This window comes from Oceanisphaera sp., assembly GCF_048268965.1.
GTDB lineage: Bacteria > Pseudomonadota > Gammaproteobacteria > Enterobacterales > Aeromonadaceae > Oceanimonas.
In genome coordinates this window covers 1-24,753 of the sequence record NZ_JBLWUK010000033.1, presented here as the reverse complement: position 1 = coordinate 24,753, position 24,753 = coordinate 1, and the positions used below count along the sequence as shown (strand labels likewise).

At 55.2% G+C, this 24,753-nt stretch carries 23 protein-coding genes; 20 read left to right on the top strand and 3 right to left on the bottom strand.

What is annotated here, in order from left to right; all coding sequences use genetic code 11:
• Positions 1–5: 5 nt before the first annotated feature.
• Both ACN0VL_RS12980 and ACN0VL_RS12975 read right to left on the bottom strand, forming a co-directional pair.
• Positions 6–362: a DUF2956 domain-containing protein gene (locus tag ACN0VL_RS12980; protein WP_417618038.1), complete on the bottom strand. Its 357-nt coding sequence runs from the start codon at positions 360–362 to the stop codon at positions 6–8.
• A complete protein-coding gene (locus tag ACN0VL_RS12975; protein ID WP_417618036.1) occupies positions 362–982 on the bottom strand; it encodes a molecular chaperone TorD family protein in 621 nt (206 codons plus the stop codon). The genes ACN0VL_RS12980 and ACN0VL_RS12975 overlap by 1 nt, the downstream gene beginning before the upstream one ends.
• 272 nt (positions 983–1,254) lie before the next feature.
• On the opposite strand from ACN0VL_RS12975, the gene glyA reads away from it, so the two are divergent.
• The 9 genes from glyA (at position 1,255) to ACN0VL_RS12930 (ending at position 9,058) form a co-directional block, all read left to right on the top strand.
• Positions 1,255–2,508 (top strand): serine hydroxymethyltransferase, encoded by a 1,254-nt coding sequence (glyA, locus tag ACN0VL_RS12970; RefSeq protein ID WP_417618035.1) that lies wholly within the window; start codon positions 1,255–1,257, stop codon positions 2,506–2,508.
• 249 nt (positions 2,509–2,757) lie between these two features.
• Positions 2,758–3,207 carry a transcriptional regulator NrdR gene (gene nrdR / locus ACN0VL_RS12965; RefSeq protein ID WP_417618033.1) on the top strand — a complete coding sequence of 150 codons (450 nt, stop codon included), beginning with the start codon at positions 2,758–2,760 and terminating at the stop codon, positions 3,205–3,207.
• Entirely contained in the window at positions 3,208–4,359 is a 1,152-nt protein-coding gene (gene ribD / locus ACN0VL_RS12960; RefSeq protein ID WP_417618031.1) for a bifunctional diaminohydroxyphosphoribosylaminopyrimidine deaminase/5-amino-6-(5-phosphoribosylamino)uracil reductase RibD, read from the top strand. It abuts the gene before it with no gap.
• Positions 4,359–5,012, top strand: a complete 654-nt coding sequence (locus tag ACN0VL_RS12955) for a riboflavin synthase (RefSeq protein ID WP_417618029.1) — start codon at positions 4,359–4,361, stop codon at positions 5,010–5,012. Before ribD ends, ACN0VL_RS12955 begins: the two co-directional genes overlap by 1 nt.
• 32 nt (positions 5,013–5,044) lie before the next feature.
• Entirely contained in the window at positions 5,045–6,154 is a 1,110-nt protein-coding gene (gene ribBA, locus ACN0VL_RS12950) for a bifunctional 3,4-dihydroxy-2-butanone-4-phosphate synthase/GTP cyclohydrolase II (protein WP_417618027.1), read from the top strand.
• Positions 6,155–6,291: 137 nt separating this feature from the next.
• Positions 6,292–6,849 carry a HutD family protein gene (locus ACN0VL_RS12945; protein ID WP_417618025.1) on the top strand — a complete coding sequence of 186 codons (558 nt, stop codon included), beginning with the start codon at positions 6,292–6,294 and terminating at the stop codon, positions 6,847–6,849.
• Between the two features lies 1 nt (position 6,850).
• Positions 6,851–7,525 carry an alpha/beta hydrolase gene (locus tag ACN0VL_RS12940; protein ID WP_417618023.1) on the top strand — a complete coding sequence of 225 codons (675 nt, stop codon included), beginning with the start codon at positions 6,851–6,853 and terminating at the stop codon, positions 7,523–7,525.
• Between the two features lie 254 nt (positions 7,526–7,779).
• Complete coding sequence (locus tag ACN0VL_RS12935) at positions 7,780–8,133, top strand: HopJ type III effector protein (RefSeq protein WP_417618021.1); 354 nt, start codon at positions 7,780–7,782, stop codon at positions 8,131–8,133.
• Between the two features lie 13 nt (positions 8,134–8,146).
• Positions 8,147–9,058 (top strand): DUF808 domain-containing protein, encoded by a 912-nt coding sequence (locus tag ACN0VL_RS12930; protein WP_417618019.1) that lies wholly within the window; start codon positions 8,147–8,149, stop codon positions 9,056–9,058.
• 708 nt (positions 9,059–9,766) lie between these two features.
• On the opposite strand, the gene ACN0VL_RS12925 is transcribed toward ACN0VL_RS12930, so the two are convergent.
• A complete protein-coding gene (locus tag ACN0VL_RS12925) occupies positions 9,767–10,669 on the bottom strand; it encodes a DMT family transporter (protein WP_417618015.1) in 903 nt (300 codons plus the stop codon).
• Between the two features lie 410 nt (positions 10,670–11,079).
• Here ACN0VL_RS12925 and ACN0VL_RS12920 point away from each other — a divergent pair, with 410 nt between their 5' ends.
• The 11 genes from ACN0VL_RS12920 (at position 11,080) to fusA (ending at position 24,390) form a co-directional block, all read left to right on the top strand.
• Positions 11,080–12,015, top strand: a complete 936-nt coding sequence (locus ACN0VL_RS12920; RefSeq protein ID WP_417618013.1) for a mechanosensitive ion channel family protein — start codon at positions 11,080–11,082, stop codon at positions 12,013–12,015.
• A gap of 143 nt (positions 12,016–12,158) precedes the next feature.
• Complete coding sequence (ribE, locus tag ACN0VL_RS12915; RefSeq protein ID WP_417618053.1) at positions 12,159–12,632, top strand: 6,7-dimethyl-8-ribityllumazine synthase; 474 nt, start codon at positions 12,159–12,161, stop codon at positions 12,630–12,632.
• Between the two features lie 13 nt (positions 12,633–12,645).
• Positions 12,646–13,056 carry a transcription antitermination factor NusB gene (nusB, locus tag ACN0VL_RS12910; RefSeq protein ID WP_417618011.1) on the top strand — a complete coding sequence of 137 codons (411 nt, stop codon included), beginning with the start codon at positions 12,646–12,648 and terminating at the stop codon, positions 13,054–13,056.
• A 47-nt stretch (positions 13,057–13,103) separates the two neighbouring features.
• A complete protein-coding gene (gene thiL, locus ACN0VL_RS12905) occupies positions 13,104–14,069 on the top strand; it encodes a thiamine-phosphate kinase (protein ID WP_417618009.1) in 966 nt (321 codons plus the stop codon).
• Positions 14,070–14,083: 14 nt separating this feature from the next.
• On the top strand, positions 14,084–14,563 hold the full coding sequence (locus tag ACN0VL_RS12900) for a phosphatidylglycerophosphatase A (RefSeq protein WP_417618007.1): 480 nt from the start codon (positions 14,084–14,086) through the stop codon (positions 14,561–14,563).
• A 629-nt stretch (positions 14,564–15,192) separates the two neighbouring features.
• Complete coding sequence (locus ACN0VL_RS12895) at positions 15,193–16,908, top strand: dipeptide ABC transporter ATP-binding protein (RefSeq protein ID WP_417618005.1); 1,716 nt, start codon at positions 15,193–15,195, stop codon at positions 16,906–16,908.
• 86 nt (positions 16,909–16,994) lie between these two features.
• Positions 16,995–18,551: an ABC transporter substrate-binding protein gene (locus tag ACN0VL_RS12890; RefSeq protein WP_417618003.1), complete on the top strand. Its 1,557-nt coding sequence runs from the start codon at positions 16,995–16,997 to the stop codon at positions 18,549–18,551.
• 155 nt (positions 18,552–18,706) lie between these two features.
• On the top strand, positions 18,707–19,681 hold the full coding sequence (locus ACN0VL_RS12885) for an ABC transporter permease (protein ID WP_417618001.1): 975 nt from the start codon (positions 18,707–18,709) through the stop codon (positions 19,679–19,681).
• A 4-nt stretch (positions 19,682–19,685) separates the two neighbouring features.
• On the top strand, positions 19,686–20,621 hold the full coding sequence (locus tag ACN0VL_RS12880) for an ABC transporter permease (protein WP_417617999.1): 936 nt from the start codon (positions 19,686–19,688) through the stop codon (positions 20,619–20,621).
• Positions 20,622–20,786: 165 nt separating this feature from the next.
• Positions 20,787–22,130: a hypothetical protein gene (locus ACN0VL_RS12875; RefSeq protein WP_417617997.1), complete on the top strand. Its 1,344-nt coding sequence runs from the start codon at positions 20,787–20,789 to the stop codon at positions 22,128–22,130.
• Positions 22,131–22,296: 166 nt separating this feature from the next.
• Positions 22,297–24,390 (top strand): elongation factor G, encoded by a 2,094-nt coding sequence (gene fusA / locus ACN0VL_RS12870; RefSeq protein WP_417617995.1) that lies wholly within the window; start codon positions 22,297–22,299, stop codon positions 24,388–24,390.
• Positions 24,391–24,753 lie beyond the last annotated feature (363 nt).

Below are 24,753 nucleotides of genomic sequence, written 5' to 3'. Positions count from 1 at the left end.
GAAGATTATCCGGCTTGCTGTTGCCACCACCAATAAGCGGCAAAGCCAATCCAGCTTAACACCAGTAGCCCCCAGGGCAACCAGGATGAGCCCGCCGTTGGCGGTGGTGGCGTTTGTGCTTCCTGCTCGTCTGCCTGGAGCTGTTGCTGCTCGCGGTTGCGTTGCTTTTTAGCCTTGTCGGCGGCCCGGGCGCGAGCCTTTTGCTGCTTTTTATATTCGTCTATGCCTTTTTGAATGCCCTGGGCAATCAGCCGGGTTTGCTCTTTGGTTTGCCCCGGCTTTTGGGTGGCTCTGGCCACACGTTCGGCCTCTTCCTGAGTTTGTGGCGACGGGCTGGCCTTGCCGTGTTTATGATGCGCCATTATTGCGCCACATTATTCAGGTAGTGAATATCCATGCTGAACATGGCCAGCAACAGCTGGGCGGCGGCGGCATAAAAACCCAGGGAGTCCCGTTGCTTGCAGGCCGTCACAAACGCAGGCAGCCAGTTCAGCAGCAGCTGGTTGGCCAGTTCGCGCTGCTGGTCGAGCAGGGCAGTGCGCTGTTGCTCGTCGCCGGTTTCGGCGGCAGCCAGCGCCAGGGTGGCCATCATTTCCAGTTGGTTGCAGACATTGAGCGGGTCGTCGTCCTGCAGCCGAGTGCCATGTTGATGCAATAAAATGCTCATCAGAAACATGGACTCTTCATCCGGTGGAGCCAGGGATGAGGTATCCAGCAAGGAAGGCTCATCAAACAGCTGCTGATACTGTTCGCGGAGCTCAATTTGCGGCTGGTTCAGCTGCAATACCCGATCCGCTTGCAAGCGAAAGGCTTCGGCTGCGTCACGCAAGGGATCCAGCGTCGCCAGGCTGTTCAGAAAGGCATGCATGTCATAGCCGCCAAACTCTTGTATTTCATCGTCGACCAGAGGAGCTGAAAACAGGGCGGTAAACCAGTGATAGAGTTCGGCTCTGCGCTGCGAGGTTATCGTGAAATCTTGCATATACTCCTCAAGGGGGACGGGCGCCATACTCCTGAAAAGACAGGCAGGCTTTGCTAAAAGTTTCTATTCTATCGGCTTTATTTGTCAGATCTACCCTGAATGTGGTGAGGGCTTCAGGATTTAGATGTTGCATTTACTTAAACTTTTTGTAAAATCTTCAACACAAGGATAAGTAATTGTTGTTAACTGTGATGCTGGGACTAGGCCGAGCACGCCCTAAAGGGTAAACTGAGGGCCGGTTAATGCATACCACCATGAGTCAGGAGAGACAGATGTTAAAGCGTGAAATGAATATCGCCGATTATGATCCCCAGTTGTGGCAGGCAATCTGCGATGAAACCCAGCGTCAGGAAGAGCATATCGAGCTGATTGCTTCCGAGAACTACACCAGCCCGCGCGTTATGCTGGCCCAGGGTTCTCAGCTGACCAACAAATATGCCGAAGGTTATCCGGGCAAGCGTTTTTATGGTGGCTGTGAATATGTTGATATCGTAGAAGATCTGGCTATAGACCGCGCTAAAGAGTTGTTTGGTGCTACCTACGCCAACGTGCAGCCGCACTCCGGCTCACAGGCAAACTCCGCCGTATTTATGGCGCTGGTCAAGCCTGGCGATACCGTAATGGGCATGAACCTGGCCCACGGTGGTCACCTGACTCATGGCTCGCCTGCCAACTTCTCCGGTAAGATGTACAACATCGTACCTTACGGCATCAACGAAGCCGGCGTGATCGATTACGAAGAAATGGAGCGTTTGGCCGTTGAGCACAAGCCGAAAATGATTATCGGTGGCTTCTCTGCGTTCTCCGGTATCGTTGACTGGGCACGCATGCGTGAAATCGCCGACAAGGTAGGCGCCTGGTTCATGGTTGATATGGCTCACGTAGCTGGTTTGATTGCTGCGGGTCACTACCCAAGCCCAATCGCCCACGCCCACGTAGTGACGACCACTACCCATAAAACGCTGGCTGGCCCACGTGGTGGTTTGATTCTGTCTGCCGCCAACAATGAAGATCTGGAGAAGAAGCTGAACTCGGCCGTCTTCCCGGGTGGTCAGGGTGGTCCTCTGATGCACGTTATCGCCGGTAAGGCAGTTGCGTTCAAAGAAGCACTGGAGCCAGAGTTCAAGGAATACCAGGGTCAGGTGTTGAAAAACGCCCAGGCCATGGCCGATGCCTTCCAGCAGCGTGGCTACAAGGTAGTTTCCGGTGGCACTCATAACCACCTGTTCCTGCTGGACCTGATCGACAAGGGCATTACCGGTAAAGATGCAGACGCCGCCCTGGGCCGCGCCTTCATCACAGTGAACAAGAACGCCGTTCCAAACGACCCGCGCTCTCCGTTCGTGACTTCCGGTATTCGTCTTGGTACTCCGGCGGTAACCCGTCGTGGTTTCAATGAAGCCGACGTTCGCGAACTGGCTGGCTGGATCTGTGATGTGCTGGACGACATCAACGATGAAGCTACCATCGCCCGCGTGAAAGAGCAGGTGCTGGACATCTGCCGTCGTCACCCAGTTTACGCTTAATCGCATAAACCAAGACGCTAATAGCGGGGCCCCAGGGCCCCGCTTTTTTTCGTCTTAAATTCGGGAAAATAGTAAGGAAGGGGAGGAGTAAGAAGTGAGGCGTAATGGAAATTTCACCTCCCCCTTTGCGCCACACCCCTCACCTCTCCCCCCTCACACTTCACATCCCCTTCACATGCCCTTCAAGTGGCTGGCATTCTGTGGCCTGCTTATTTACACTAATGAGCGAATTTAGCCCACGGAGGCGCTATGCACTGTCCTTTCTGTCACGCAACCGAAACCAAGGTAATCGACTCCCGTTTAGTCGGCGAAGGCTTGCAGGTGCGCCGCCGGCGAGAATGCAATGCCTGCAAAGAGCGCTTTACCACCTTTGAAAGCGCCGAGCTGGTCATGCCCAGAGTGATCAAAAACAACGGCATTCGTGAACCCTTCAACGAAGACAAGCTGGAAGCGGGCATGCAACGGGCACTGGAAAAACGCCCGGTCAGCATAGAAGCCATCGAGCAGTCGGTCAGCCGCATCATGTCTCAGCTGCGCGCCACCGGCGAGCGAGAAGTCAGATCGGAACACATAGGCAACCTGGTTATGGAAGAGCTCAAGCTGCTCGACAAGGTGGCTTATATCCGGTTCGCCTCCGTGTATCGCTGCTTTGAAGATCTCCGCCAATTTGGTGAAGAAATAGCCCGACTGGAGCAATAAGTGTTTAACCCTCAAGATGCAGGCTACATGGCCAGGGCGCTGGAACTGGCCAAACGGGGTTGCTTTACCACCAGCCCCAACCCCGCCGTGGGATGCGTGATAGTGCAACACAATCACATAGTGGGTGAAGGTTACCACCAGCAGGCCGGCGGCCCCCACGCCGAAGTCTTTGCCCTGCGTCAGGCAGGAGCGGCGGCCAAGGGAGCCACCGCCTACGTTACGCTGGAGCCCTGCTCTCATCACGGTCGTACTCCTCCTTGTGCCCAGGCCTTAATTGATGCCGGCGTGGCGCGGGTGGTGGTGGCCAGCGTGGATGCCAACCCGCAGGTATCGGGCCGTGGTTTGGCCATGTTGCGCGAAGCCGGTATCAGTGCCGAGGCGGGTCTGATGGCGAGCGAGTCCGAGGCCATCAATCGCGGCTTTATGCATCGCATGCGCACCGGTTTGCCCTTTGTGACCGTCAAGCTGGCCGCCAGCCTGGATGGTCGCACCGCACTGGCCAACGGACAGAGCAAGTGGATTACCGGCCCGGCGGCGCGGCGCGACGTGCAACGCCATCGCGCCCTGAGCTGTGCCATTCTGTCGGGCGCCGATACGGTGCTGGTCGACAACGCCAGCCTCAACGTGCGCTGGGCAGAGCTGCCCGAGTCGGTACAGGCCGGTTATGGCCATTATCAGGCCCCGGATAGTGCCGACACTGTGGTGGCTCCCTCCGTGCGCCAACCACTGCGGGTGATTATCGATACCCGTAACCGACTCACTCCCGATCTTCATTTATTCAGCGTATCCGGCCCCATCTTGCTGCTGCGCGGCCGGGTAACCGGAGGCTTTAATGGCGACGTTGAAGAGTGCGTATTGCCGCTGACCCAGAACGGTCAACTGGACTTGTCCGCCTTAATGGCCGAGCTGGGTCGCCGTCAGATTAATAATCTGTGGGTAGAGGCAGGGGCCCGGTTGGGGGGCGCCTTGCTGGAGGCGGCACTGATTGATGAACTGGTGCTGTATCAGGCACCCAAGCTGATGGGCAGCGGCGCCCGGGGGCTATTCGATGTGCCGGAGCGGGTGGCCATGAGCCAGATCACCCGGTTGGAGTGGCGCGATTGCCGTCAGGTAGGCGAGGATATTAAATTAACCGCAAGGGTAAAAAGCTGATGTTTACCGGTATTGTAGAAGCCATGGGCGTGGTGGCCGAGCTGCGTCGTCAGGGGAATGAGTCGGTTATTCGTATTCATTGCCCCGCACTGGACTTATCCGATGTGAAACTGGGTGATTCGATTGCCACCAATGGTGTATGCCTCACAGTAACCGAGCTGGGGAGCGATTATTATTGTGCCCATGTTTCGGGCGAAACCATACAGCGCACCGGCTTTGCTCATTATGCCAAAGGGCAAAAAGTGAATCTGGAAAAAGCACTGCTGGCCACCGGCCGACTGGGCGGGCACATGGTGTCCGGTCATGTTGATGACGTTGGCACCATTACCCAACGTACCGTCATGGGCCAAAGCATAGAATTGTGGGTGGATGCCCCGGCCGGTTTGGCGCGTTATATTGCCGAAAAGGGCTCGATTACGGTAGATGGCATCAGCTTGACGGTAAACGAAGTCGACGAGTCGCGCTTCAAGCTGACGCTGGTGCCCCACACATTACAGGAAACCACGCTTAACGACTGGCGGCCCGGCCGACGGGTCAACCTTGAAGTGGACATTATTGCTCGCTATCTGGAGCGTCTGCTGAACGCTGCACCCGAGCCGCAACAGGGCGGACTGACGCTGGCGACCCTGGCCGCCAGTGGCTTTATGAAATAAGCAGGTTTCGTTAGATATTAAGGAAAAATCCCATGGCTTTAAGCAGTACCCAAGAGATCATCGACGATATCCGTCAGGGCAAAATGGTTATTTTGATGGACGATGAAGATCGCGAAAACGAAGGCGACCTGATCATGGCCTCCGAGCATGTGCGCCCGGAAGACATCAACTTTATGGCGAAATTCGGTCGCGGTCTGATTTGTCTTACCCTGACCGAGGCCCGCTGCCGCCAGCTGGACATTCCGCAAATGGTCAGCCGCAATACCGAACAGTTTTCCACGGCGTTTACCGTGTCTATTGAAGCGGCCGAAGGCGTAACCACCGGGATTTCTGCCGCCGACCGGGCCCGCACCGTGCAGGCTGCGGTGGCTGCGGATGCCAAGCCGTCCGATCTGGTTCAGCCAGGGCATATTTTTCCGTTGAAAGCTCAAAACGGTGGCGTGTTAACCCGCGCCGGCCATACCGAAGCGGGTTGTGATCTGGCCCGTTTGGCAGGCCTGGAGGCCTCGTCGGTGATCGTCGAAATCCTCAACGAAGACGGTACCATGGCGCGTCGCCCCGACCTGGAAGTGTTCGCCAAAGAGCATAATATCAAGCTGGGCACCATTGCCGATTTAATCGAATATCGTAACCAGAACGAAACCACCATTGAGCAGGTGGCCCGTTGTAACCTGCCCACCGAATACGGGGATTTCGAGCTGGTGACCTTTAGAGACACCATCGACAATCAGGTGCACTTTGCCTTGAAAAAAGGCGAGATCAAGCAAGATGAGCCGGCGCTGGTGCGGGTACATATTCACGATATGTTTACCGATGTATTGATGACGGATCGTCATTCCTCCCGCACCTGGCCCCTGGGCAAGTCGATGCAGCGCATTGCCAACGAGGGCGGAGTGCTGGTGATTTTAGGCCGCGAAGAAACACCGGATCATTTATTGTCGCTGGTGCGCCAGTTTGAAGCCGTAGACAAAGGCGAGCGTCCAGCTTTCGCCCAGCGGCAGGGCACTTCGCGCCGTGTCGGTGTGGGCTCGCAAATACTGCAGGCCATGGGCGTGGGCAAGATGAAGCTGTTAAGCTCGCCCAAGCGCTACCATGCGCTGTCTGGCTTCGGCCTGGAAGTGGTCGATTACATCATCGATTAAAGACTGGCGATGAGAAAACCCGACACCTCAAAAGCCCGCGACAGCGGGCTTTTTCGTGTACGGCGATTGAGTTTTGCCGCAATAGCGTCAACAATGACTCCCCTCTTATATTACTGCAACAGGCGGGTAATCAACCGATGGCAATACGACTGGGACCGGAAGACTTTATCGACATGCCCTGGAAAAATGGTGGCGGCGTTACCCGGGAACTGTACCGGCTGCCGGGGGCGCCAGGCACCGATTTCGGCCTGCGGGTGTCGATGGCCCGGGTGGGGCAAAGCGGTCCCTTTTCTTTCTTCCCCGGTATCGACCGTATTCTGATGCTGGTTGACGGGGCCGGCTTCAAGCTGAACATGAATGGCTCGACGCACACCCTGGATACTCCCTTCATGCCGCTGGCCTTCCCCGGCGAAGAGTTGGTAGAGTGCACCTTGCTGGGCGATGAGTGCCTGGACTTCAATGTGATGAGCGACCGGCGCTGGGGCCAGGCAGAGCTGCAGGTGCATGAGCTGGCGCCGGGGCAGATTTATCGTTGTAACAGCGTGACGCCAAGGCTGCTGTATCGTCATGCTACGGGGCAGAACGCCGAACCCGAGTTATGGGTACTGGTACCCGGCGAAAGCCTGGATCTGACCGCCGACGAGCAGGGCGCGACCTTGGTCGATATCACCCTTTACCCTTTGAGCGGAGTCTGAGATGACAACACTGAATTTTATTGTGCGGGAGACGGCACCTAACCCGGACGCCTGTGTGATCTGGCTGCATGGTCTGGGGGCCGACGGCCATGATTTTGAGCCGATAGTCCCCGAGCTGGGTTTGCCCGAAGGCAGCGCCATCCGGTTTATCTTTCCTCATGCGCCCCACATACCGGTGACCATTAATGGTGGTCATCGCATGCCGGCCTGGTACGACATATTAGCCATGAACCTGGACCGTGAAGTCGACGAGCGCCAGTTGCGCGCGTCGGCGCGAGCAATTCAGGCAATCATCGAACAGCAGATTGCCGAGGGCATCGACAGCCGCCGTATTGTGCTGGCCGGGTTTTCTCAGGGCGGTGCGGTTGCCTATGAGGCGGCATTAAGCAGTGGCCAGCCACTGGGCGGGCTGATTGCCATGTCGACCTATCTGGCCACCGGCGATACCCTGCAGCGTCATGCAGCCAATGCCGAGCTGCCGATACAGGTGATGCACGGTACTCGCGATACGGTCGTGCCACCCGTGCTGGGTGAGCGAGCTTGCCAGCAGTTGCAGCTATGGGGCTATGCACCCGAATTTCACAGCTATTCGATGGAGCACAGCGTGTGCGCCGCACAAATAGCCGATATAGCGCGTTTTTTGAGTGAGTGCCTGTCGCTGGAGCAGACGGCATAAACCAGGTGCCGCATGGTGTGAAGGGGGAAGGGTGAAGAGACCAAAATCCGGCCCTTCAAACCCAAACACCAAGACTATTATTTTGCCACGGAATCCACAGAAACCACGGACAAAGAAAATTTTTGATCGTGAAGAGTAAAGCGTGAGGGGTGAAGGGGGCAAGCTCCGACACGGCAGGGGTGTTTTTTTATGTCGACCTCTTCACTCTTTACCATTCGCCCCTTCCGGTTTGCGGGCTAAATCAATCAAGGAATATGATGAATTTAAACGAGTTGAAGCAGGCGCTGCAACAGCAGCCGGAGCAGGTGGAATTTACCGACACCATGGCGGTCATTGATGCCGAGTATGACTTTACACCGACCGCCTTTAGCAACGGAGAGTTGAACAATGCGGCCGGTGAAAACACTGGTTCGTGCAAAATATTTGCTTTCGCCCGGCTACAGGATCTGACCCCGGCGCAAACACTGGCCTGCTTTGGCGGCTATTATCGTGAGCAGGTTTTAGCGAATCCGACTGGACAGGACCACCAGAATATCCGTAACTTTATCAAGCACGGCTGGGCCGGCATTCACTATGAGGGACAGCCGTTAACGCCTAAAAACCGATAATAAGGATCCTGTTATGGCCGGAGCCAACCTGTTGACCCTGATCGATGATATTGCGACTCTGCTCGACGATATTTCACTGATGACCAAGGTGGCAGCCAGAAAAACCGCCGGTGTGCTGGGGGATGATTTGGCGCTGAATGCACAGCAGGTGTCCGGCGTACGGGCAGAACGGGAATTGCCTGTGGTGTGGGCGGTGGCGAAAGGCTCCTTGCGTAACAAGGTGATATTGGTGCCGGCTGCCCTGGTGATCAGTGCATTGGCCCCCTGGGCCATAGTGCCGCTGCTGATGCTGGGCGGAGCCTATTTGTGCTACGAAGGGGTAGAAAAACTGGTGCATTCGTTTATGCGTCAGGAAGGCGCCGAGCAGCCTCATTTGTCTGAACTCGACGAGACGGTGGATCGGGTGGTCTTCGAGCAGGACAAGATCAAGGGGGCGATTCGTACCGACTTTATTTTATCGGCCGAAATTATCGTGATTACCCTGGGCACGGTGGCGGCAGCCAGCTTTGGTCAGCAAGTGACGGTCTTGGCCACTATTGCCCTGCTGATGACGGTGGGGGTATACGGTTTGGTGGCGGGCATCGTCAAGCTGGATGATCTGGGGCTGTATCTCAGCCAGAAAACCGGAGCGTTGCAAAAGACCGGGAATGTATTGCTGGCGGCCTGCCCTTACTTAATGAAGGGCTTGTCGGTCGTGGGCACCGCCGCCATGTTTCTGGTGGGCGGCGGTATTCTGGTACATGGCCTGCCCGTCATCGAGCAGGTGATTCACCACTGGGCAGAGCTGAGTCAGGGGCTGCCCGGGGTAGGAGGCACGCTGCTCTGGCTGACCCCACTGTTATTGAACGCCGTTATCGGCATACTCGCCGGCATGGTGGTGCTGTTGCTGATAAAAGCGCTCAGCCTGTTCAGACACAGCGCTTAAAGCGTTGTTGGGGCTTTATGCCTGTCTCTTAGTTATACCAAACAGATTAAATAGCAGATCTATTTTCTTGCTCTATAAAGGTCGGATAAAGGGCCTCCTCCACCGACACGCTTCGAGCACGTCCCTGTGACGCTCAGCACATGACATCCTTGTCATGTGATGGTCGGTGGAGGAGATCCCTTCATCCTCCCTGATGCTATGGAGTTGCCTGTTGGTGGTGCCTCTGGTATTCAGGTTCAAAGGTGAATAGATCTTTACTGTAATTGGTATTACAAGTCGCTAGCCAGTGAATTAATGCCCAGAGGCGACTGGGTACCCTCCTCCGACACGCTTCGGTTAAATGACACTCACCTTTTCAACTGCTGCGAACATTCACTGGATGTTCGGTCAGGTTGAAACGACTTGTCACGGCGAGGCAAGCTCGCCCCCTGCACGCTCAGCACATGACGTCCTGTCATGTGATGGTCGGCTGAGGCTATCCCAGCCGCCTCTTCTTAGCCTCTGAGCTGTCGGTCGGTCACATTAACAGGCAACTCCGTTGTCAATGGGAAGGCAGAGGGTGCCTGCTCCGCCGACCATCCGCGCCAGGGATGGCGCGGTTTGAGCCCCCATGGATGGGTTCACGGCGTGTCGGAGGAGTAGTGCCCTCTGCCTGACAAGTCACACTAATATCAACAAATAGTTGTGACTAAGAGACAGGCTGGCGGGTTATCGTTTATTGGCGGTCTGTAATGCTCGGCGGCTACGATACCAGTCCAGCAGGTTACGGCTGCGGTAGCTGAGCAGGGCCAGCAGGATGAGCATGCAGCCAACTACCTTCTCTATCGGCATGGGCTCGTGATACCAGAGTACGCTGATCAGCACCGTCCAAATGGGTTCCAGCATCATGATCAGTGCCGCGTTACCCACATGACTGTATTTTTGCCCCACGCTTTGGCATACAAAACGCAACGAGGTGGCCAGCAAGACGCTGGCGGCAAACCAGCCCCAGGTGACAGGCAGGATTTCTGTGGGCCATTGTTCAAACAAGCCGGAATAAAACAGGTGCATGATGCCGGTAACAGCCAGTTGTATGCAGGTCAGCGCCATGGGATGAACGCGTCTGGCAAAGCGGCTGTTTAAATTGAAATACAGCGCCAACGAGAGGGATGCCAGCAAAAACAGCAGTTGGCTGAGCGATAAGCTCAGGCCATTGCCCATCGTCAATAACAACAACCCCAGAATCGCAATTGGCAAGGCCACCCAAAACTGGCGCTGTGGCCGCTCTTTAAATATCAGCCAGGCCAGAGGGGGCACCATCAGCATGGCCAAACTCATAATGAAAGCCCCTTCGCCAATGCCTTCGCTATGGGAAATGGCCTGAATCCAGAATATCAGGTTCAGGGTCATCACCAGACCAATAGCCGCCGCTTTCAGCAGGAGTTCGGGCGAGGTACTTCTTAAATGCCGATAGCAAAAGGGCAGCAGCACGAGGGCGGCCAGCACGAAGCGCCAGCCGACAAATCCGGCGGGAGGCAGGCCGTTAAGGGCTTCTTTGGAAAATAACCAGCCGGCAGAGGCTAACAGGGTTGCCGCTAGAATAAACAAATCGCCACGCCGTTCTGGCCGCATAAATAACCCTCGTAATGTTCTGATGTAGGTGGACAAGGCAGGCCGGTATACAGGATGAGATAAACGGTTCCCTAGCAGGAAGGGTGAACACGACCGACAGCGACTCTACTGTATGCTATTTCACTTTATTTGCATACAGAGCCGTCTGGTCCTGTGCTGCTACCGACACCGGTACCAATAGGCGGCTCCCGGTACCCCGCTGGTTGCTTGCTGGGGGCGCCATGGTCAGCCTGCGACTGTTACACAACCCTGACCCTGCCTGCTTGCCTGTCGTATTCATGAATCCATCTTGGTATCGCCATCGGTGGCGCGGATGTCATCGCTCACATAAGCTTTGAATATCAATGCCAACGTTCGGCCGTAACATGCCACCGCCGGGTGGCTATCGGGCCGGCAAAGGGGAGAACAGTATGGCAGAGCATACAGAGTCGGGAACGAGCCAGCCACAGGATGTGCCGCAACAGGTGGATATGGACTTTGGCGTGGTGCTGGAGCGTATCGACAGCTGGGTAGATGGCAGCGTGCGTTTGCTGCCCAACCTGCTGGTCGCCCTGGTGCTGTTGGTTATCTTTTACGGGGTAGGGGTGTTGCTGCGACGGCTGATCTTGCGCCAGAGCATGAGTCGAGGCCGCGATAACCTGGGCGAGGTGCTGGGCGGCTTTGTCAAGTGGGCCATTATATTATTCGGCTTTTTACTGGCCGCCACCATAGTGATCCCCAGCCTGAAACCCGGCGATCTCATTGCCGGCCTGGGCGTCAGCTCGGTGGCCATCGGTTTTGCCTTCAAGGATATCCTGCAAAACTGGCTGGCGGGTCTGCTGATCCTGTTACGTCAGCCCTTTAATATCAACGACCAAATCGAGGTTAATGGTCACGAAGGCACGGTACAGCGTATTGAAACCCGAGCCACCATTATTAAAACCTATGATGGCCAGCGTATCGTGATCCCGAATAGCGATATTTACACCAATGCGGTGAGGGTGCTTACCGCCCATGACTACAGGCGTAGCCAGTACGATGTCGGCATTGGGTATGACGATGACCTGGACCAGGCCTGCCGGTTGCTGACGGCGGCCGTGGCCAAGGTGGCCGAAGTAGAGCAGGCCCCCGAGGTAGAGGCTTTGCCGTGGGATCTGGCGGCCAGCTGGGTCACTATTCGGGTGCGCTGGTGGACCCATAGCCACAGAGCCGATGTGACGCGGGTGCATGCCGAGGTCATTCGTACCATCAAACAGACGCTGGACGATGCCGGCATAGAGATGCCGAGTGAAAATTTGCTGTGTTTGCTACAGGAGCAAACCGAAGTCGAAAGCCTGGACGACGAAACGCCGGCGTCGCGACATTAGCTTGTAGTCCTTTTGTTGCCAACGTCTTTAGGGGGCTTGGGCGTAAGGCGTAAAGCGTCAGGCGCGAGACGTAAGTTCGCAATCTAATGACTTTTGTCACCCTCAGGTTGTGTTAGAATATGCGCACTTTTGTCCAAATAGGGATTCCCATGAAGGTAATCGAAGGGCTGATGGCCACTCCCGAGGCTAAAATTGCGATTGTTGTTGCTCGGTTCAATAGCTTTATCAACGACAGCTTGGTAGGTGGAGCACTGGATGTGCTCAAGCGTCAGGGTCAGGTAAAAGACGATAACATTACGCTGGTAAAAGTACCCGGCGCCATTGAAATGCCACTGGTGTGCAAAAAGCTCGCCAAAAGCGGCAAGTATGACGCCATTGTTGCTCTGGGCTGTGTGATCCGCGGCGGTACTTACCATTTCGATCTGGTTGCCAATGAGAACAGCAAAGGCATGGCCAGTGTGATGATGGAGTTTGAAATGCCGATTGCCTTCGGAGTATTAACTACCGAAAACATAGAACAAGCCATAGAGCGTGCTGGCACCAAGGCGGGTAACAAGGGCGCAGAAGCCGCCCTCAGCGCACTTGAAATGATTAATGTCCTGCAAGCGCTGGACTAAGAGGAGTACTGAATTGAAACCGTCCGAACGCCGCAAGGCCCGCCGTCTCGCTACCCAGGCCATTTACCAGTGGCAAATGACCAAGGATAACGTGGCCGATATTGCCCAGCAATTTGCGCTGGAACAGGACACCAAAGGGGTGGATCTGGATTATTTTCGCGATCTGCTGTTTGGGGTCTCGGTTCATGCCAATGAACTGGATGCGGTCTATTCACCCTATCTCTCACGTCCACTGGCCGATTTGGATATGGTTGACCAGGCGGTGCTGCGGTTAGCGACCTATGAGCTGACCCGGCGTGAAGATGTGCCTTATCGCGTAGTGATTAACGAAGCCATTGAGCTGGCCAAGGCATTTGCTGCTGAAGAAAGTCACCGTTTTGTGAACGGTGTACTCGATAAAGTCATCAAGCAGCTGAAAAAATAACTATAAGCACGGGAAAAAAGCCAGCGGTCGCTGGCTTTTCATTTTGTATGAATGAATTCGACATAATAAAACACTATTTCACCGTGGCCAACCACCGCAAAGATGTGGTGATGGGGCCGGGCGATGACTGTGCCTTGCTGCAAGTGCCGCCCAACACCCTGCTGGCCGTGAGCACGGATACCCTGGTGAGTGGCGTACATTTTTTTGCCGACATGGATCCGGCAGCCCTGGGGCACAAGGCGCTGGCGGTTAACCTGTCCGACCTGGCTGCCATGGGTGCCGATCCTTGCTGGGTCTCGCTGGCGCTTACCCTGCCCGAGGTGAATGAAGAGTGGATTAAGCAGTTTTGTGCCGGTTTCTTTGAACTGGCAGAGTACTACAACGTGGCCCTGGTAGGCGGCGACATGACCCGGGGGCCGCTGTCCATTACGGTGACAGTGCACGGCACCCTGCCGGAAGGCAAGGGACTGAGACGCAGCGGTGCCCAGGTGGGGGATGGCATTTATGTTACCGGTACCCTGGGCGACGCCGCTCTGGGGCTGCAGCAGGAGCTGGGCAAGATCGCGGTGCCCGAGGCCCATCAAGCCATAGTACGCAACAAGTTCGAGCACCCGCACCCCCGCATTCTGGCAGGGCAGGCGCTGCGGGATATTGCCTCCAGTGCCCTGGACTTGTCTGACGGCCTGGCGGGCGATCTGGCGCATATTACCCGGGCTTCTGGTACGCGGGCGCAAATCGAGCTGGAACAACTCCCATTGAGTGCGGCCATGCAAGCCTCTGTCTCCCGGGAGCAGGGCTGGGAGCTGGCGCTGACCGGCGGTGACGACTATGAGCTGTGTTTCACCGTGCCGGAGCTGTATCGGGGGCAACTGGAAATGGCATTGGCGCACTGCGGGGTTAAATTTACTCGTATCGGACGCATGTTTACCGGGATGCCCGAAGTCGAACTGGTGCTTGACGGGCGCCCTTACCAGTTGCAGAGCCAAAGCTGGGATCACTTTCGAAACGACTAAGGAGTGTCTAATTGATGAGAAAGCCTGAGCTGGCGGCATTGAAGCTGTCCAACCCTCTGCACTTGCTGGCCCTGGGCTTTGGCTCGGGGCTAAGCCCGATTATGCCCGGTACCATGGGCACGCTGGCCGCTGTGCCCCTGTACCTGTTGATACAGGGGCTGTCGCCCATCTGGTATGTGCTGGTTTTGCTGTTGGGCTTTATTGCCGGCATCTGGATTTGCAATGCCGCTACCCGGGCCATTGGCCAACATGATCACGGTGCCATAGTGTGGGACGAGATCATTGGCTTTGGTATTACCATGTTTGCGGCCCCCGCCGGTTTGGGGTGGGTAGTAGTGGGCTTCGTGCTGTTTCGCTTCTTCGATATTATCAAGCCCTGGCCCATCAGCTGGTTCGACCGCCGCGTGCATGGGGGGATTGGCATCATGCTCGACGATGTCATCGCCGGTTTGTTTGCCCTGGGCTGTCTGCAGTTATTAGCCTGGTATTGGTAAGGCAGCGCCGGGCATCGAACGTCCAGCGCCCAGGCAAAAATAAACACCGGCCCTTAAAAGCCGGTGTTTTTGCGCTTGTAGACGCTGCGACCGCTGTGCAATATCGCAGGGCGCTATCTCATGCCAATTTCATGTATCACCGTCTTATTTTGAGCCGTGCATCCATTCGGTGGCAAAGGGGGGGGATCCTGTGCATCAGATCCTGCTGCGCAGGGTTTAGCGGCTAAAGCAGCGACTACATTCGTGCTGTATGTTGGACGCGGCGCTGTTGCTTGGTGCTATTTTCCCCCACTCCTCACTCCTCACTCCTCACTCTCTCATCACCCCATCTCTGTTTTAGATGAAAAACTCTAGTCTTGTTGCCGTTCTTGCTTGACCTTTGACGCTCCGTCAGTCATAAATTCTATCTATTATTTTGCTGTTGAAACATATTGCTGATTTTGTGAACTGAATCAGCAGGTATACGATTCATATTGGCATAAAATCAGGGTTACAATAGACGATGCATGTTGCTTGTTTGTTGCCGACACTTTCTGGTCGTCTCAATCACTCAGCAAAGTATCGATTGCCGCGCTACTCTACTGTAGTCGATCAAAGGATTGCGGCCTAAGCGGACCTCGAGGATGAACATGTCCCTGTTAGAAGTAAAAAACCTGCGAATAGAATATCCTTCTCGCCATGGCGTCATGGCAGCCATTGACGATGTGTCCTTGTGCATAGAGAGGGGCGAGATTCTGGGGGTGGTCGGAGAGTCCGGCGCCGGCAAGTCCACCATAGGCAACGCCGTTATCGACCTTTTGAGTCCGCCTGGGCGCATAGCCAGCGGTGATGTCTACCTGGATGGCGAGCTTATCTCCGGTTTGAATGCCAGCCAGATGCGCACCATTCGCGGCAGCCGCATCGGCTTTATCTTTCAAGATCCCATGACCTCGCTTAATCCACTGTTTACGGTGGAATATCAGATGGTGGAAACCCTGCTGGCCAATACCGGCATGAGTCGGGAGGCGGCGAAAAAGAAATCGATTTCCCTGTTGGATGCGGTCGGTATTCCCGAACCTGCATTACGTATCAAGCAGTATCCTCATCAGTTTTCCGGCGGCATGCGCCAGCGCGTAGTGATTGCCATTGCGCTGTCTTGCGATCCCGAACTGATTATTGCCGACGAGCCCACGACGGCACTGGATGTGTCGGTTCAGGACCAGATATTGACCCTGATCCGTAACCTGTGCAAAGAGCGTAACGTCGGGTGCATGCTGGTCACCCACGACATGGGCGTGGTCTCCAACGTGACCGACCGGGTGGCGGTGATGTATCGGGGCCGGTTGATGGAAATAGGCCCCACCGAACAAGTATTGGGTACCCCTGAGCACGATTACACCAGGAGCCTGATTTCTGCGGTACCGCGATCCGATATCAAGCTGCACCGGTTTCCGCTGGTATCCTACATTGAAGACGCCAAAGAAAAAGCCACCCTGGATCTGAAACATCACTGGCTGGGGCAAAGTCAGGAACAACGCGATTACAGCGGCCCTTTGCTGCGGGTTGAGCATTGCAACCTGCGCTTTGTGACCAAAGACTCCCTGTTTGCTTCACGTCGTCAGTACCTGCAAGCCACCAATGACGTCAGCTTCAACATCGCCGAAGGGGAAACTTTTGGTCTGGTGGGGGAGTCGGGCTCAGGAAAGTCGACCATAGCGCGCGCCATTACCGGACTGTATCCGCCCGATAGCGGAAAAATCTGGTTTGAAGGCATAGAGCTGACGGCGATCAAGAGTGAAACAGAACGTCGCCCGCTGCGTCGGCAAATGCAGATGGTATTCCAAAACCCCTATTCTTCCCTTAATCCACGGATTCGGGTGGCCGATATTATTGCCGAGCCGATTCGTTTTCACCAACTGGCGAAAAACGAAGCGCAAATTGGCGGCATTGTCGACGACCTGCTCGACTATGTGGGCCTGGGGCGGGCGGCAGGGCTCAAGTTTCCCCACGAATTTTCCGGTGGCCAACGCCAGCGGATCTCCATTGCCCGGGCACTGGCCACTCGCCCGCGGCTGCTGATTTGTGACGAACCCACTTCGGCGCTGGATGTGTCGGTGCAGGCACAAATTCTTAATTTATTGAAAGACTTGCAAGACGAGTTGAAGCTGACCATGCTTTTCATCAGTCACGACTTGCCGGTGATCCGTCAAATGTGCGACCGCATCGGTGTGATGAAAAAAGGCACCCTGGTAGAAGTGGCAGAAACCGAGCAGTTGTTTACTGATGCGAGTGATCCTTACAGCCGTTCTCTGATTTCCTTGATGCCCGAGTTCAAGGGCATGTCACGGGAAGGGCTGGATATTTGAACCACCACAGTGGACCAGCGTTAACGGAGCCTTGTTAAGGCTGCATCGTTAACGAACCAAGATTAACCATGTCAATGGAGTGTTACATGAAAAAAGGACTCAACAAAGTGACGGCGGCGCTGCTGGCTGCCGGGTTGGCATTCAGTGTTCAGGCGGCGGATATTACTATCGCCTATGATGCGGATCCGGTATCCATGGATCCGCACGAGCAGTTGTCGGGTGCCACGCTGGAAATGTCGCATTTGCTGTTCGACCCCCTGGTGCGCTGGACCAAAGACTTTGAAATAGAGCCGCGGTTGGCAGAAAAGTGGGAGCGGATCGATGAAAACACCATGCGCTTTCATTTGCAGAAAGGCGTCAAGTTTCACAGCGGCAATGAGTTTAGTGCCGACGACGTGGTATGGACCTTTAACCGCCTGAAAGAATCACCGGACTTCAAGGCTATTTTCGACCCCTTTAGCGCCGCGACCAAAATCGATGAACACACTGTGGATCTGGTCACCAAGGGACCCTTTCCGCTGGTGCTGAATACCGTGACTTATTTGTTCCCGATGGACTCCCAGTATTACAGCGGTACCACAGATGACGGTAAAGACAAGGGCGACGTGGTTAAGCATGGCAGTTCGTTTGCCTCGACCAATCCGTCTGGCACGGGCCCCTTCAAGCTCAAGTTCCGCCAGCAGGGGGTCAAGGTGGAATATGAGCGTCACGCCGATTACTGGGATAAAAAGTCACCGGGCAATGTGCAAAACATGACACTGGTGCCGATTAAGGAAGACGCGACCCGAGTGGCCGCCTTGCTGGCCGGTGACGTGGACTTTATCAAGCCGGTCTCGCCCAACGACCAGAATCGCGTGAAGTCGGCCAACGGGGTCAAGCTGGTGACCGAAGCCGGTACGCGCATTATTACTTTTCAGCTGAATCAGGACCGTTTTGAGCCCTTCAAAGACGTACGAGTGCGCCAGGCGATAAACTATGCGGTTAACCAGGACGGCATTGTAAAGCGCATCATGCGCGGCTTTGGCACCACGGCATCGCAACAGGCTCCGGCCGGTTATGTGGGCCATAACCCGGAGCTGGAGCCCCGTTTCGACCTGGATAAAGCCAAGCAGTTGATGGCCGACGCCGGTTATCAAGACGGCTTTAAAATCAGCATGATTGCGCCCAACAACCGCTACGTAAACGACTTTAGAATTGCCGAGGCGGTCAAGGCGATGCTGGCGCGTATTAATATCGATGTGGATCTCAAGACCCTGCCGGTGGCCCAGTACTGGCCCGAATTTGATAAGTGTAACGCCGATATGCTGATGATTGGCTGGCACTCCGATACCGAAGATGCGGCCAACTTCTCAGAGTTCCTGACCATGACCCGCAACGAAGAAACCGGCCGTGGCCAGTATAACTGTGGTCACTACTCCAATCCGGAACTGGATCAGCTGATTGAGTCCGCCAACCTGGAAACCGATGGCGAAAAACGGGGCAAGATGCTGCAGCATGCAGAAAAAATCCTGTATGACGACGCCGCCTTCGTGCCGCTGCATTGGCAAAACCTGGCCTGGGGTGCCCGTGATAACGTGGGGGCCGAAGCCGTCGTTAACGCCATGGACTTCCCTTATCTGGGTGACCTGGTCGTTAAAGACTAACGACCATTTTGCCACGGAATCCACGGAATCCACGGAATCCACGGAAGTAACAATATAGCGCCCAGCACCAGGCGCCCAGCTAAAGAAGACAGAGCTCTTTGTGGTTCTTGGGGCTGGGCTCTGGGCGCCGGGCGCTTTTTTTATTGGAATACATCATGTTAACGTTTTTACTGAAACGGCTGTTCCAGGTGGTGGTGGTGATGTTCATCATCAGCCTGGTGGCATTTTCGATTCAGGATAATTTAGGCGATCCGCTGCGCGAACTGGTTGGCCAGTCGGTATCGGAAGAGGTGCGTCAGCAGATGCGCACCGATATGGGCCTGAACGATCCCTTTGTGGTGAAGTACAGTCGGTTTGTGGGGAATGCGCTGCAGGGGGATTTTGGCACTTCTTATTTTTACAAGAAGCCAACCCTGGAGGTGATTTTCGAGAAACTGCCGGCCACCCTGGAGCTGGTCTTCTGTGCCAGTGTCATCATTATTGCGTTCAGTATCCCCTTGGGGGTGTATTCGGCCATCAAACCCCGGGCATTTTTGTCGCGGTTGGTGATGGGCGTGAGCATAGTGGGCATTTCGGTGCCGGTGTTTTTAACGGCCATTCTCTTGATGTATGTGTTTTCCATTGAGCTGGGCTGGCTACCGGCCTATGGCCGTGGCGAGCTGACCAGCCCACTGGGCTGGGAGTCGGGGCTGTTCAACTGGCAGGGCTTTCGAAACCTGATCCTGCCCAGCATAGCGCTGTCGTCCATTATGCTGCCGCTGTTTATTCGCCTGGTACGCTCGGAAATGCTCGAGCAGTTAAGCTCGGAGTACGTCAAGTTTGGCTGGGCCAAGGGGCTTTCCAAGTATCGGATCTGGTTTGTTCATGCCCTTAAAAATACCTTGTTGCCGCTGATCACCGTCGGTGGGGTGCAAATTGGTACCATGGTGGCCTACACCATTTTAACCGAAACCGTGTTTCAGTGGCCGGGCATAGGCTTGCTGTTTTTAGATGCCATTAACCGGGTAGATACCCCCTTGATTACCACTTATGTGATTTTTGTGGGCTTTGTGTTTGTGGTCACCAACACCATAGTTGATTTGTTATATGGCTTGATTAACCCCACGGTTAACCTGGCAGCAAAGGGATAATGCAATGACCACTAACGTGAATCTCAGTCGCTGGACTCGCTTCAAGCAGTCGGACTTTATCTATCATTTTCGGCGCGACAAGGTCGCCATGTTCAGCTTTGCCGTGTTTATGGCCTTGCTGGCGGCGGCGCTCTTGTCACCGATAATTGCCCCTCACAATCCTTATGATCTGGCGACCATCGATATTCTGGACTCGGAACTGCCGCCCAGCTGGCAAGAAATGGGCGATGAGCGGTTCTTGTTGGGGACAGACGTACAGGGCCGCGATATTTTAAGCACCATTTTATATGGCTCGCGGGTGTCGCTGATGATCGGCCTGGGCGCGGTCGCCCTGCAGCTGGTGATCGGTATTATAGTGGGGCTGTCCGCCGGTTATTTTGGTGGGCGCATCGACAACCTGTTAATGCGTTTTGCCGATGTACAACTGTCGTTTTCCACCATGATGGTGGCCATTATCGTATCGGCGGTATTTCAGGCCACTCTGGGCGCCGACTTTTATGCCGAATATGCGGTGCTGATGCTGGTGGTGATCATCGGGCTGGCGGAGTGGCCCCAGTATGCTCGTACCATCCGGGCGACCGTGTTGGCGGAAAAGAAAAAGGAATATGTAGAAGCCGCCAAGGTGATGGGCTTCAAATCGATGCGCATCATGTTTCGTCATATTCTGCCCAACTGTCTGTCGCCGATTCTGGTGATCTCGACCGTGCAGGTGGCCAACGCCATCATGAGCGAGGCGGCGCTGTCGTTTCTGGGGCTGGGCATGCCGGTCGACAAGCCCTCGCTGGGGTCACTGATCAGCATGGGCTTCAGCTATATCTTCTCCGGATCCTGGTGGATTACCGCTTTCCCCGGTATCTACCTGGTGGTGCTGGTCTTGGTGATCAACCTGTTGGGCGACTGGCTGCGGGATGTGTTTAATCCCAAGTTGTATAAAGGCTGATAAGATGGTGAGGCGTGAGGCGTGAGGCGTGAGGCGTGAGGCGGGAGGCGTAAAGCGTAAGGAATAATCGACGTCTGCGCATTCGCTCCTTGACACCTTACGCCTCACGATTCACGCCCACCTGTCGGGTCGGCACGGCTGTTTTATTTAAACGGAGTCAGCTCTTTGCTCGCCACCTTATTTACCCGCTTTCCCGAGACAGCCCGCCGTCGTTTGGCGGGCTGTCTGATCCTGTGTGCCATGCTGGCGGTGGTCGCGGATCTGTCTGGCTTGCCGGTCAGCTCGAGCGTGGCGGGAGTGGGCTACTGGAGTGCGGCGCTATTGTTGTGGCCTGGCCTGTCCCGGCGTAATCGACTGCAGGCCCTGGTTTTGTTGCTGGTGGGGGCTGTGTGTCTGGCGGTCAGTGCCAGGCTGGGGGCCGAAATGGCCGTGACGCGCCTGCTGTCTGGCAACACCGGCTTGTTGTCCATGCTGGTGGCCGTCAGCTTCTTGAGTTTGGTCAGCCGACCCGGTGCTGAACAAGAAGAAAGCTTGCCGCGAGGAGCCGGTGCCGTCGCCTCGACATTGGGCGCGGTACATTTGTTTGGCTCTGTGATCAATTTATCGTCGGTGTTCATCATTGGCGACCGCTTGGCGCGGCGCAACAAGGTGAGCCGCGAACAGGCGATAGTGTTGATCCGCGGGTTTACGGCTGCCGCCTTCTGGTCCCCCTTTTTTGGCGCAATGGCGGTGTCTTTGAGCGTGGCACCCGATGCCGAGCTGAGCATGCTGTGGCTGATGAGCATGCCGCTGGCGCTCCTGGCCATGAGCCTGACCTGTTGGCAGCTCTGGCGACCGTCATCAGCCAGGCAGGGCATTGCACCCATTACCGACTTCGTGGGGTATCCGCTGCATGTGGGCGGGATCGGGTTACCGGCTTTGCTGGCGCTGGCGGTATTGGCCTGGCATCAGTTGTGGCCCGGGCTGTCCATTCTGGCGGTGATCACCTTGCTGGCCCCGGTATTCAGCCTGGGGGTACTGGTGGCTGGCAAACGCTCGCCTCTGGCCGGAGTCGGGCAGCTCACCTCAGACAGACTGCCGCAAATGGGCAACGAGCTGGCCTTGTTTCTGGCCGCCGGGGTATTGGCCTATGGCCTCGAAAGCCTGTTGTCGGTCTGGGAAGGCAGCTTGCCGTTGCAACATTTTGGTGCCACCGCAGCCAGCCTGACCTATCTGGCGATCGTGTTGCTATCTTTGGTCGGTATTCATCCTATAGTGTGCATTACACTTGCGGGCTCGGTGCTGGTGCCGCTTGAACCTGATCATACCTTGCTGGCGCTGGTCTTTTTATCCTCCTGGGCGCTAGGCACGGCCTCGGGGCCGTTATCGGGCATTAACCTGGCATTTCAGGGACGTTACGGTATAGATTCTTTTAGCATAATGCGTTGGAATTTAAGCTATTTAGTCCTGATGTCACTGTGTGTGATCGCGGCTATCTGGCTGTTGGCCAGCGTGCTTGGTATAGGGTGATTCATCACCATATAAGCAGGGGTGTTTAAAAAATGGCCGCAACCATTTCTTGGTATTTGCGCCCCGTTAGCTTTTCATTCATAATATGCGGCCTAAAACTGTGTCGGTGTGTCAGCGAATTTTGGATGCTCCGTCTACTTCTTAAACTAATCATTAAAGTTGAATCATGGCCGAATTATCCAAATACAGAAACATTGGTATCTTCGCTCACGTTGATGCGGGTAAAACCACCACAACCGAGCGTATCCTCAAACTCACCGGGCGCATTCACAAAGCAGGTGAAACCCACGACGGTGAATCAACTACTGACTTCATGGATCAGGAAGCCGAGCGCGGCATTACCATCCAGTCTGCTGCTGTAAGTTGTTTCTGGAAAGATCACCGCTTTAACGTGATCGATACCCCCGGACACGTTGACTTCACCGTTGAAGTATACCGTTCACTGAAAGTACTGGACGGCGGTATCGGTGTATTCTGTGGTTCTGGCGGTGTTGAGCCTCAGTCTGAAACCAACTGGCGCTATGCGAACGACTCCGAAGTTGCTCGTCTTATCTTCGTCAACAAGCTGGACCGTATTGGTGCCGACTTCTTCCGCGTGGTTCAGCAAACTCGTGACGTGTTGGCTGCCAACCCGATCATCATGGTGCTGCCAATCGGTGCCGAAGATCAGTTTAAAGGCGTAGTTGACCTGCTGACCCGCAAAGCCTACATCTGGGACGATTCAGGTATTCCTGAAAACTTCACCGTCGAAGATGTACCGGCCGACATGGTTGACCAGGTTGAAGAATACCGCGAGATGCTGGTAGAGAGCGCCGTTGAGCAAGACGACGACCTGATGGAAGCCTACATGGAAGGTAACGAGCCTTCTATCGAAGAGCTGAAGCGTTGTATCCGTAAGGGTACTCGTACCATGGCGTTGTTCCCAACTTACTGTGGTTCTGCCTTTAAAAACAAAGGTATGCAGCTGATCCTGGACGCAGTAGTAGATTACCTGCCAAACCCGGTTGAAGTTGATCCACAGCCACTGACCGACGAAGAAGGCGCTGAAACCGGCGAGTTCGCTATCGTTGATCCTGAGCTGCCTTTGAAAGCCCTGGCCTTTAAAGTGATGGATGACCGCTTCGGTGCTCTGACCTTCGTACGTATCTACGCCGGTCGCATCAAGAAGGGTGATACCATACTGAACAGCTTCACCGGTAAAACCGAGCGTGTTGGTCGTATGGTGGAAATGCATGCGGATGAGCGTAACGAGCTGGACTCTGCACAAGCCGGCGACATCATCGCTATCGTGGGCATGAAGAACGTGCAGACCGGTCACACCCTGTGTGATGTGAAGCACCCTTGCACCCTGGAAGCCATGGTGTTCCCAGAGCCGGTTATCTCCATCGCGGTTGCCCCTAAAGACAAGGGCGGTTCCGAGAAAATGGGTGTTGCTATCGGCAAGATGATTGCTGAAGATCCAACATTCCGCGTAGAAACCGACGAAGATTCCGGTGAAACCATCCTGAAAGGCATGGGTGAATTGCACCTGGACATCAAAGTCGACATTCTGAAGCGTACCTACGGCGTTGACCTGATTGTAGGTGAGCCACAGGTTGCCTACCGCGAAACCATTACTGCCGAAGTTGAAGACAGCTACACCCACAAGAAGCAGTCTGGTGGTTCCGGTCAGTACGGTAAAATTGACTACATCATCCGTCCTGGCGAAGCCAACACCGGTTTTGTGTTCAAGTCTTCTGTAGTGGGCGGTAACGTTCCTAAAGAATTCTGGCCTGCCATCGAGAAAGGTTTCGGCAGCATGATGAACACGGGTACCATCGCTGGTTTCCCTGTGCTGGACGTTGAGTTCGAGCTGATCGACGGTGCTTTCCACGCGGTTGACTCCTCGGCCATTGCGTTTGAAATCGCTGCTAAAGGCGCGTTCCGTCAGTCTATCGCTAAAGCCAAGCCACAACTGCTTGAGCCTGTGATGAAGGTTGACGTGTTCACTCCAGAAGATCACGTGGGTGACGTTATTGGTGACTTGAACCGTCGTCGCGGCATGATCAAAGATCAGATGGCTGGCGTTACCGGTGTGCGCATCAAGGCAGACGTACCTCTGTCCGAAATGTTCGGCTACATTGGTTCGCTGCGTACCATGACTTCTGGTCGTGGTCAGTTCTCCATGGAGTTCTCGCACTACTCATCTTGCCCTGCCAACATCTCTGAAAAGGTTGTTGCTCAGGTTGCAGAGCGTAAAGCGGCTGAAGCCAAGAAGTAATATCGCTTAACGACGTTAGTCAACAAGCTAAAAACCGCTGCCCAGGCAGCGGTTTTTTTTTGCCTGAAGAACGGGGGAGAGCAGCGGTAATACCAGACTGAGTAAGTAACTGGTCTATTTAGCTGCTCTGGAAAGGCCGAACGAAGGGTCTACTCCACCGATACGCTGCAAGCACCTCCCTGTGGCGCTCAAACACATGACATCCTTGTCATGTGATGGTCGGTGGAGTAGAGCCCTTCATCCGCCCCCAGCCGCGGAGTTGCCTGTAGGTGCTATCTACAGACACCTCGGTGCTTGTGGAGAGGCAACAGAGATCGGCTCCCACGACCGTGAAATGACAGGGATGTCATTTCCCGAGCCCCC

Coding starts and splice junctions, on each gene's coding strand:
- ACN0VL_RS12940 (WP_417618023.1), top strand. CDS start 6,851: ATGACAACACTGAATTTTATTGTGCGGGAGACGGCACCTAACCCGGAC.
- ACN0VL_RS12880 (WP_417617999.1), top strand. CDS start 19,686: ATGACCACTAACGTGAATCTCAGTCGCTGGACTCGCTTCAAGCAGTCG.
- glyA (WP_417618035.1), top strand. CDS start 1,255: ATGTTAAAGCGTGAAATGAATATCGCCGATTATGATCCCCAGTTGTGG.
- ACN0VL_RS12900 (WP_417618007.1), top strand. CDS start 14,084: ATGAGAAAGCCTGAGCTGGCGGCATTGAAGCTGTCCAACCCTCTGCAC.
- ACN0VL_RS12975 (WP_417618036.1), bottom strand. CDS start 982: ATGCAAGATTTCACGATAACCTCGCAGCGCAGAGCCGAACTCTATCAC.
- ACN0VL_RS12920 (WP_417618013.1), top strand. CDS start 11,080: ATGGCAGAGCATACAGAGTCGGGAACGAGCCAGCCACAGGATGTGCCG.
- ACN0VL_RS12945 (WP_417618025.1), top strand. CDS start 6,292: ATGGCAATACGACTGGGACCGGAAGACTTTATCGACATGCCCTGGAAA.
- ACN0VL_RS12930 (WP_417618019.1), top strand. CDS start 8,147: ATGGCCGGAGCCAACCTGTTGACCCTGATCGATGATATTGCGACTCTG.
- thiL (WP_417618009.1), top strand. CDS start 13,104: ATGAATGAATTCGACATAATAAAACACTATTTCACCGTGGCCAACCAC.
- ribBA (WP_417618027.1), top strand. CDS start 5,045: ATGGCTTTAAGCAGTACCCAAGAGATCATCGACGATATCCGTCAGGGC.
- ACN0VL_RS12885 (WP_417618001.1), top strand. CDS start 18,707: ATGTTAACGTTTTTACTGAAACGGCTGTTCCAGGTGGTGGTGGTGATG.
- ACN0VL_RS12890 (WP_417618003.1), top strand. CDS start 16,995: ATGAAAAAAGGACTCAACAAAGTGACGGCGGCGCTGCTGGCTGCCGGG.
- ACN0VL_RS12925 (WP_417618015.1), bottom strand. CDS start 10,669: ATGCGGCCAGAACGGCGTGGCGATTTGTTTATTCTAGCGGCAACCCTG.
- ACN0VL_RS12895 (WP_417618005.1), top strand. CDS start 15,193: ATGTCCCTGTTAGAAGTAAAAAACCTGCGAATAGAATATCCTTCTCGC.
- ACN0VL_RS12955 (WP_417618029.1), top strand. CDS start 4,359: ATGTTTACCGGTATTGTAGAAGCCATGGGCGTGGTGGCCGAGCTGCGT.
- ACN0VL_RS12935 (WP_417618021.1), top strand. CDS start 7,780: ATGATGAATTTAAACGAGTTGAAGCAGGCGCTGCAACAGCAGCCGGAG.
- nrdR (WP_417618033.1), top strand. CDS start 2,758: ATGCACTGTCCTTTCTGTCACGCAACCGAAACCAAGGTAATCGACTCC.
- ACN0VL_RS12980 (WP_417618038.1), bottom strand. CDS start 362: ATGGCGCATCATAAACACGGCAAGGCCAGCCCGTCGCCACAAACTCAG.
- fusA (WP_417617995.1), top strand. CDS start 22,297: ATGGCCGAATTATCCAAATACAGAAACATTGGTATCTTCGCTCACGTT.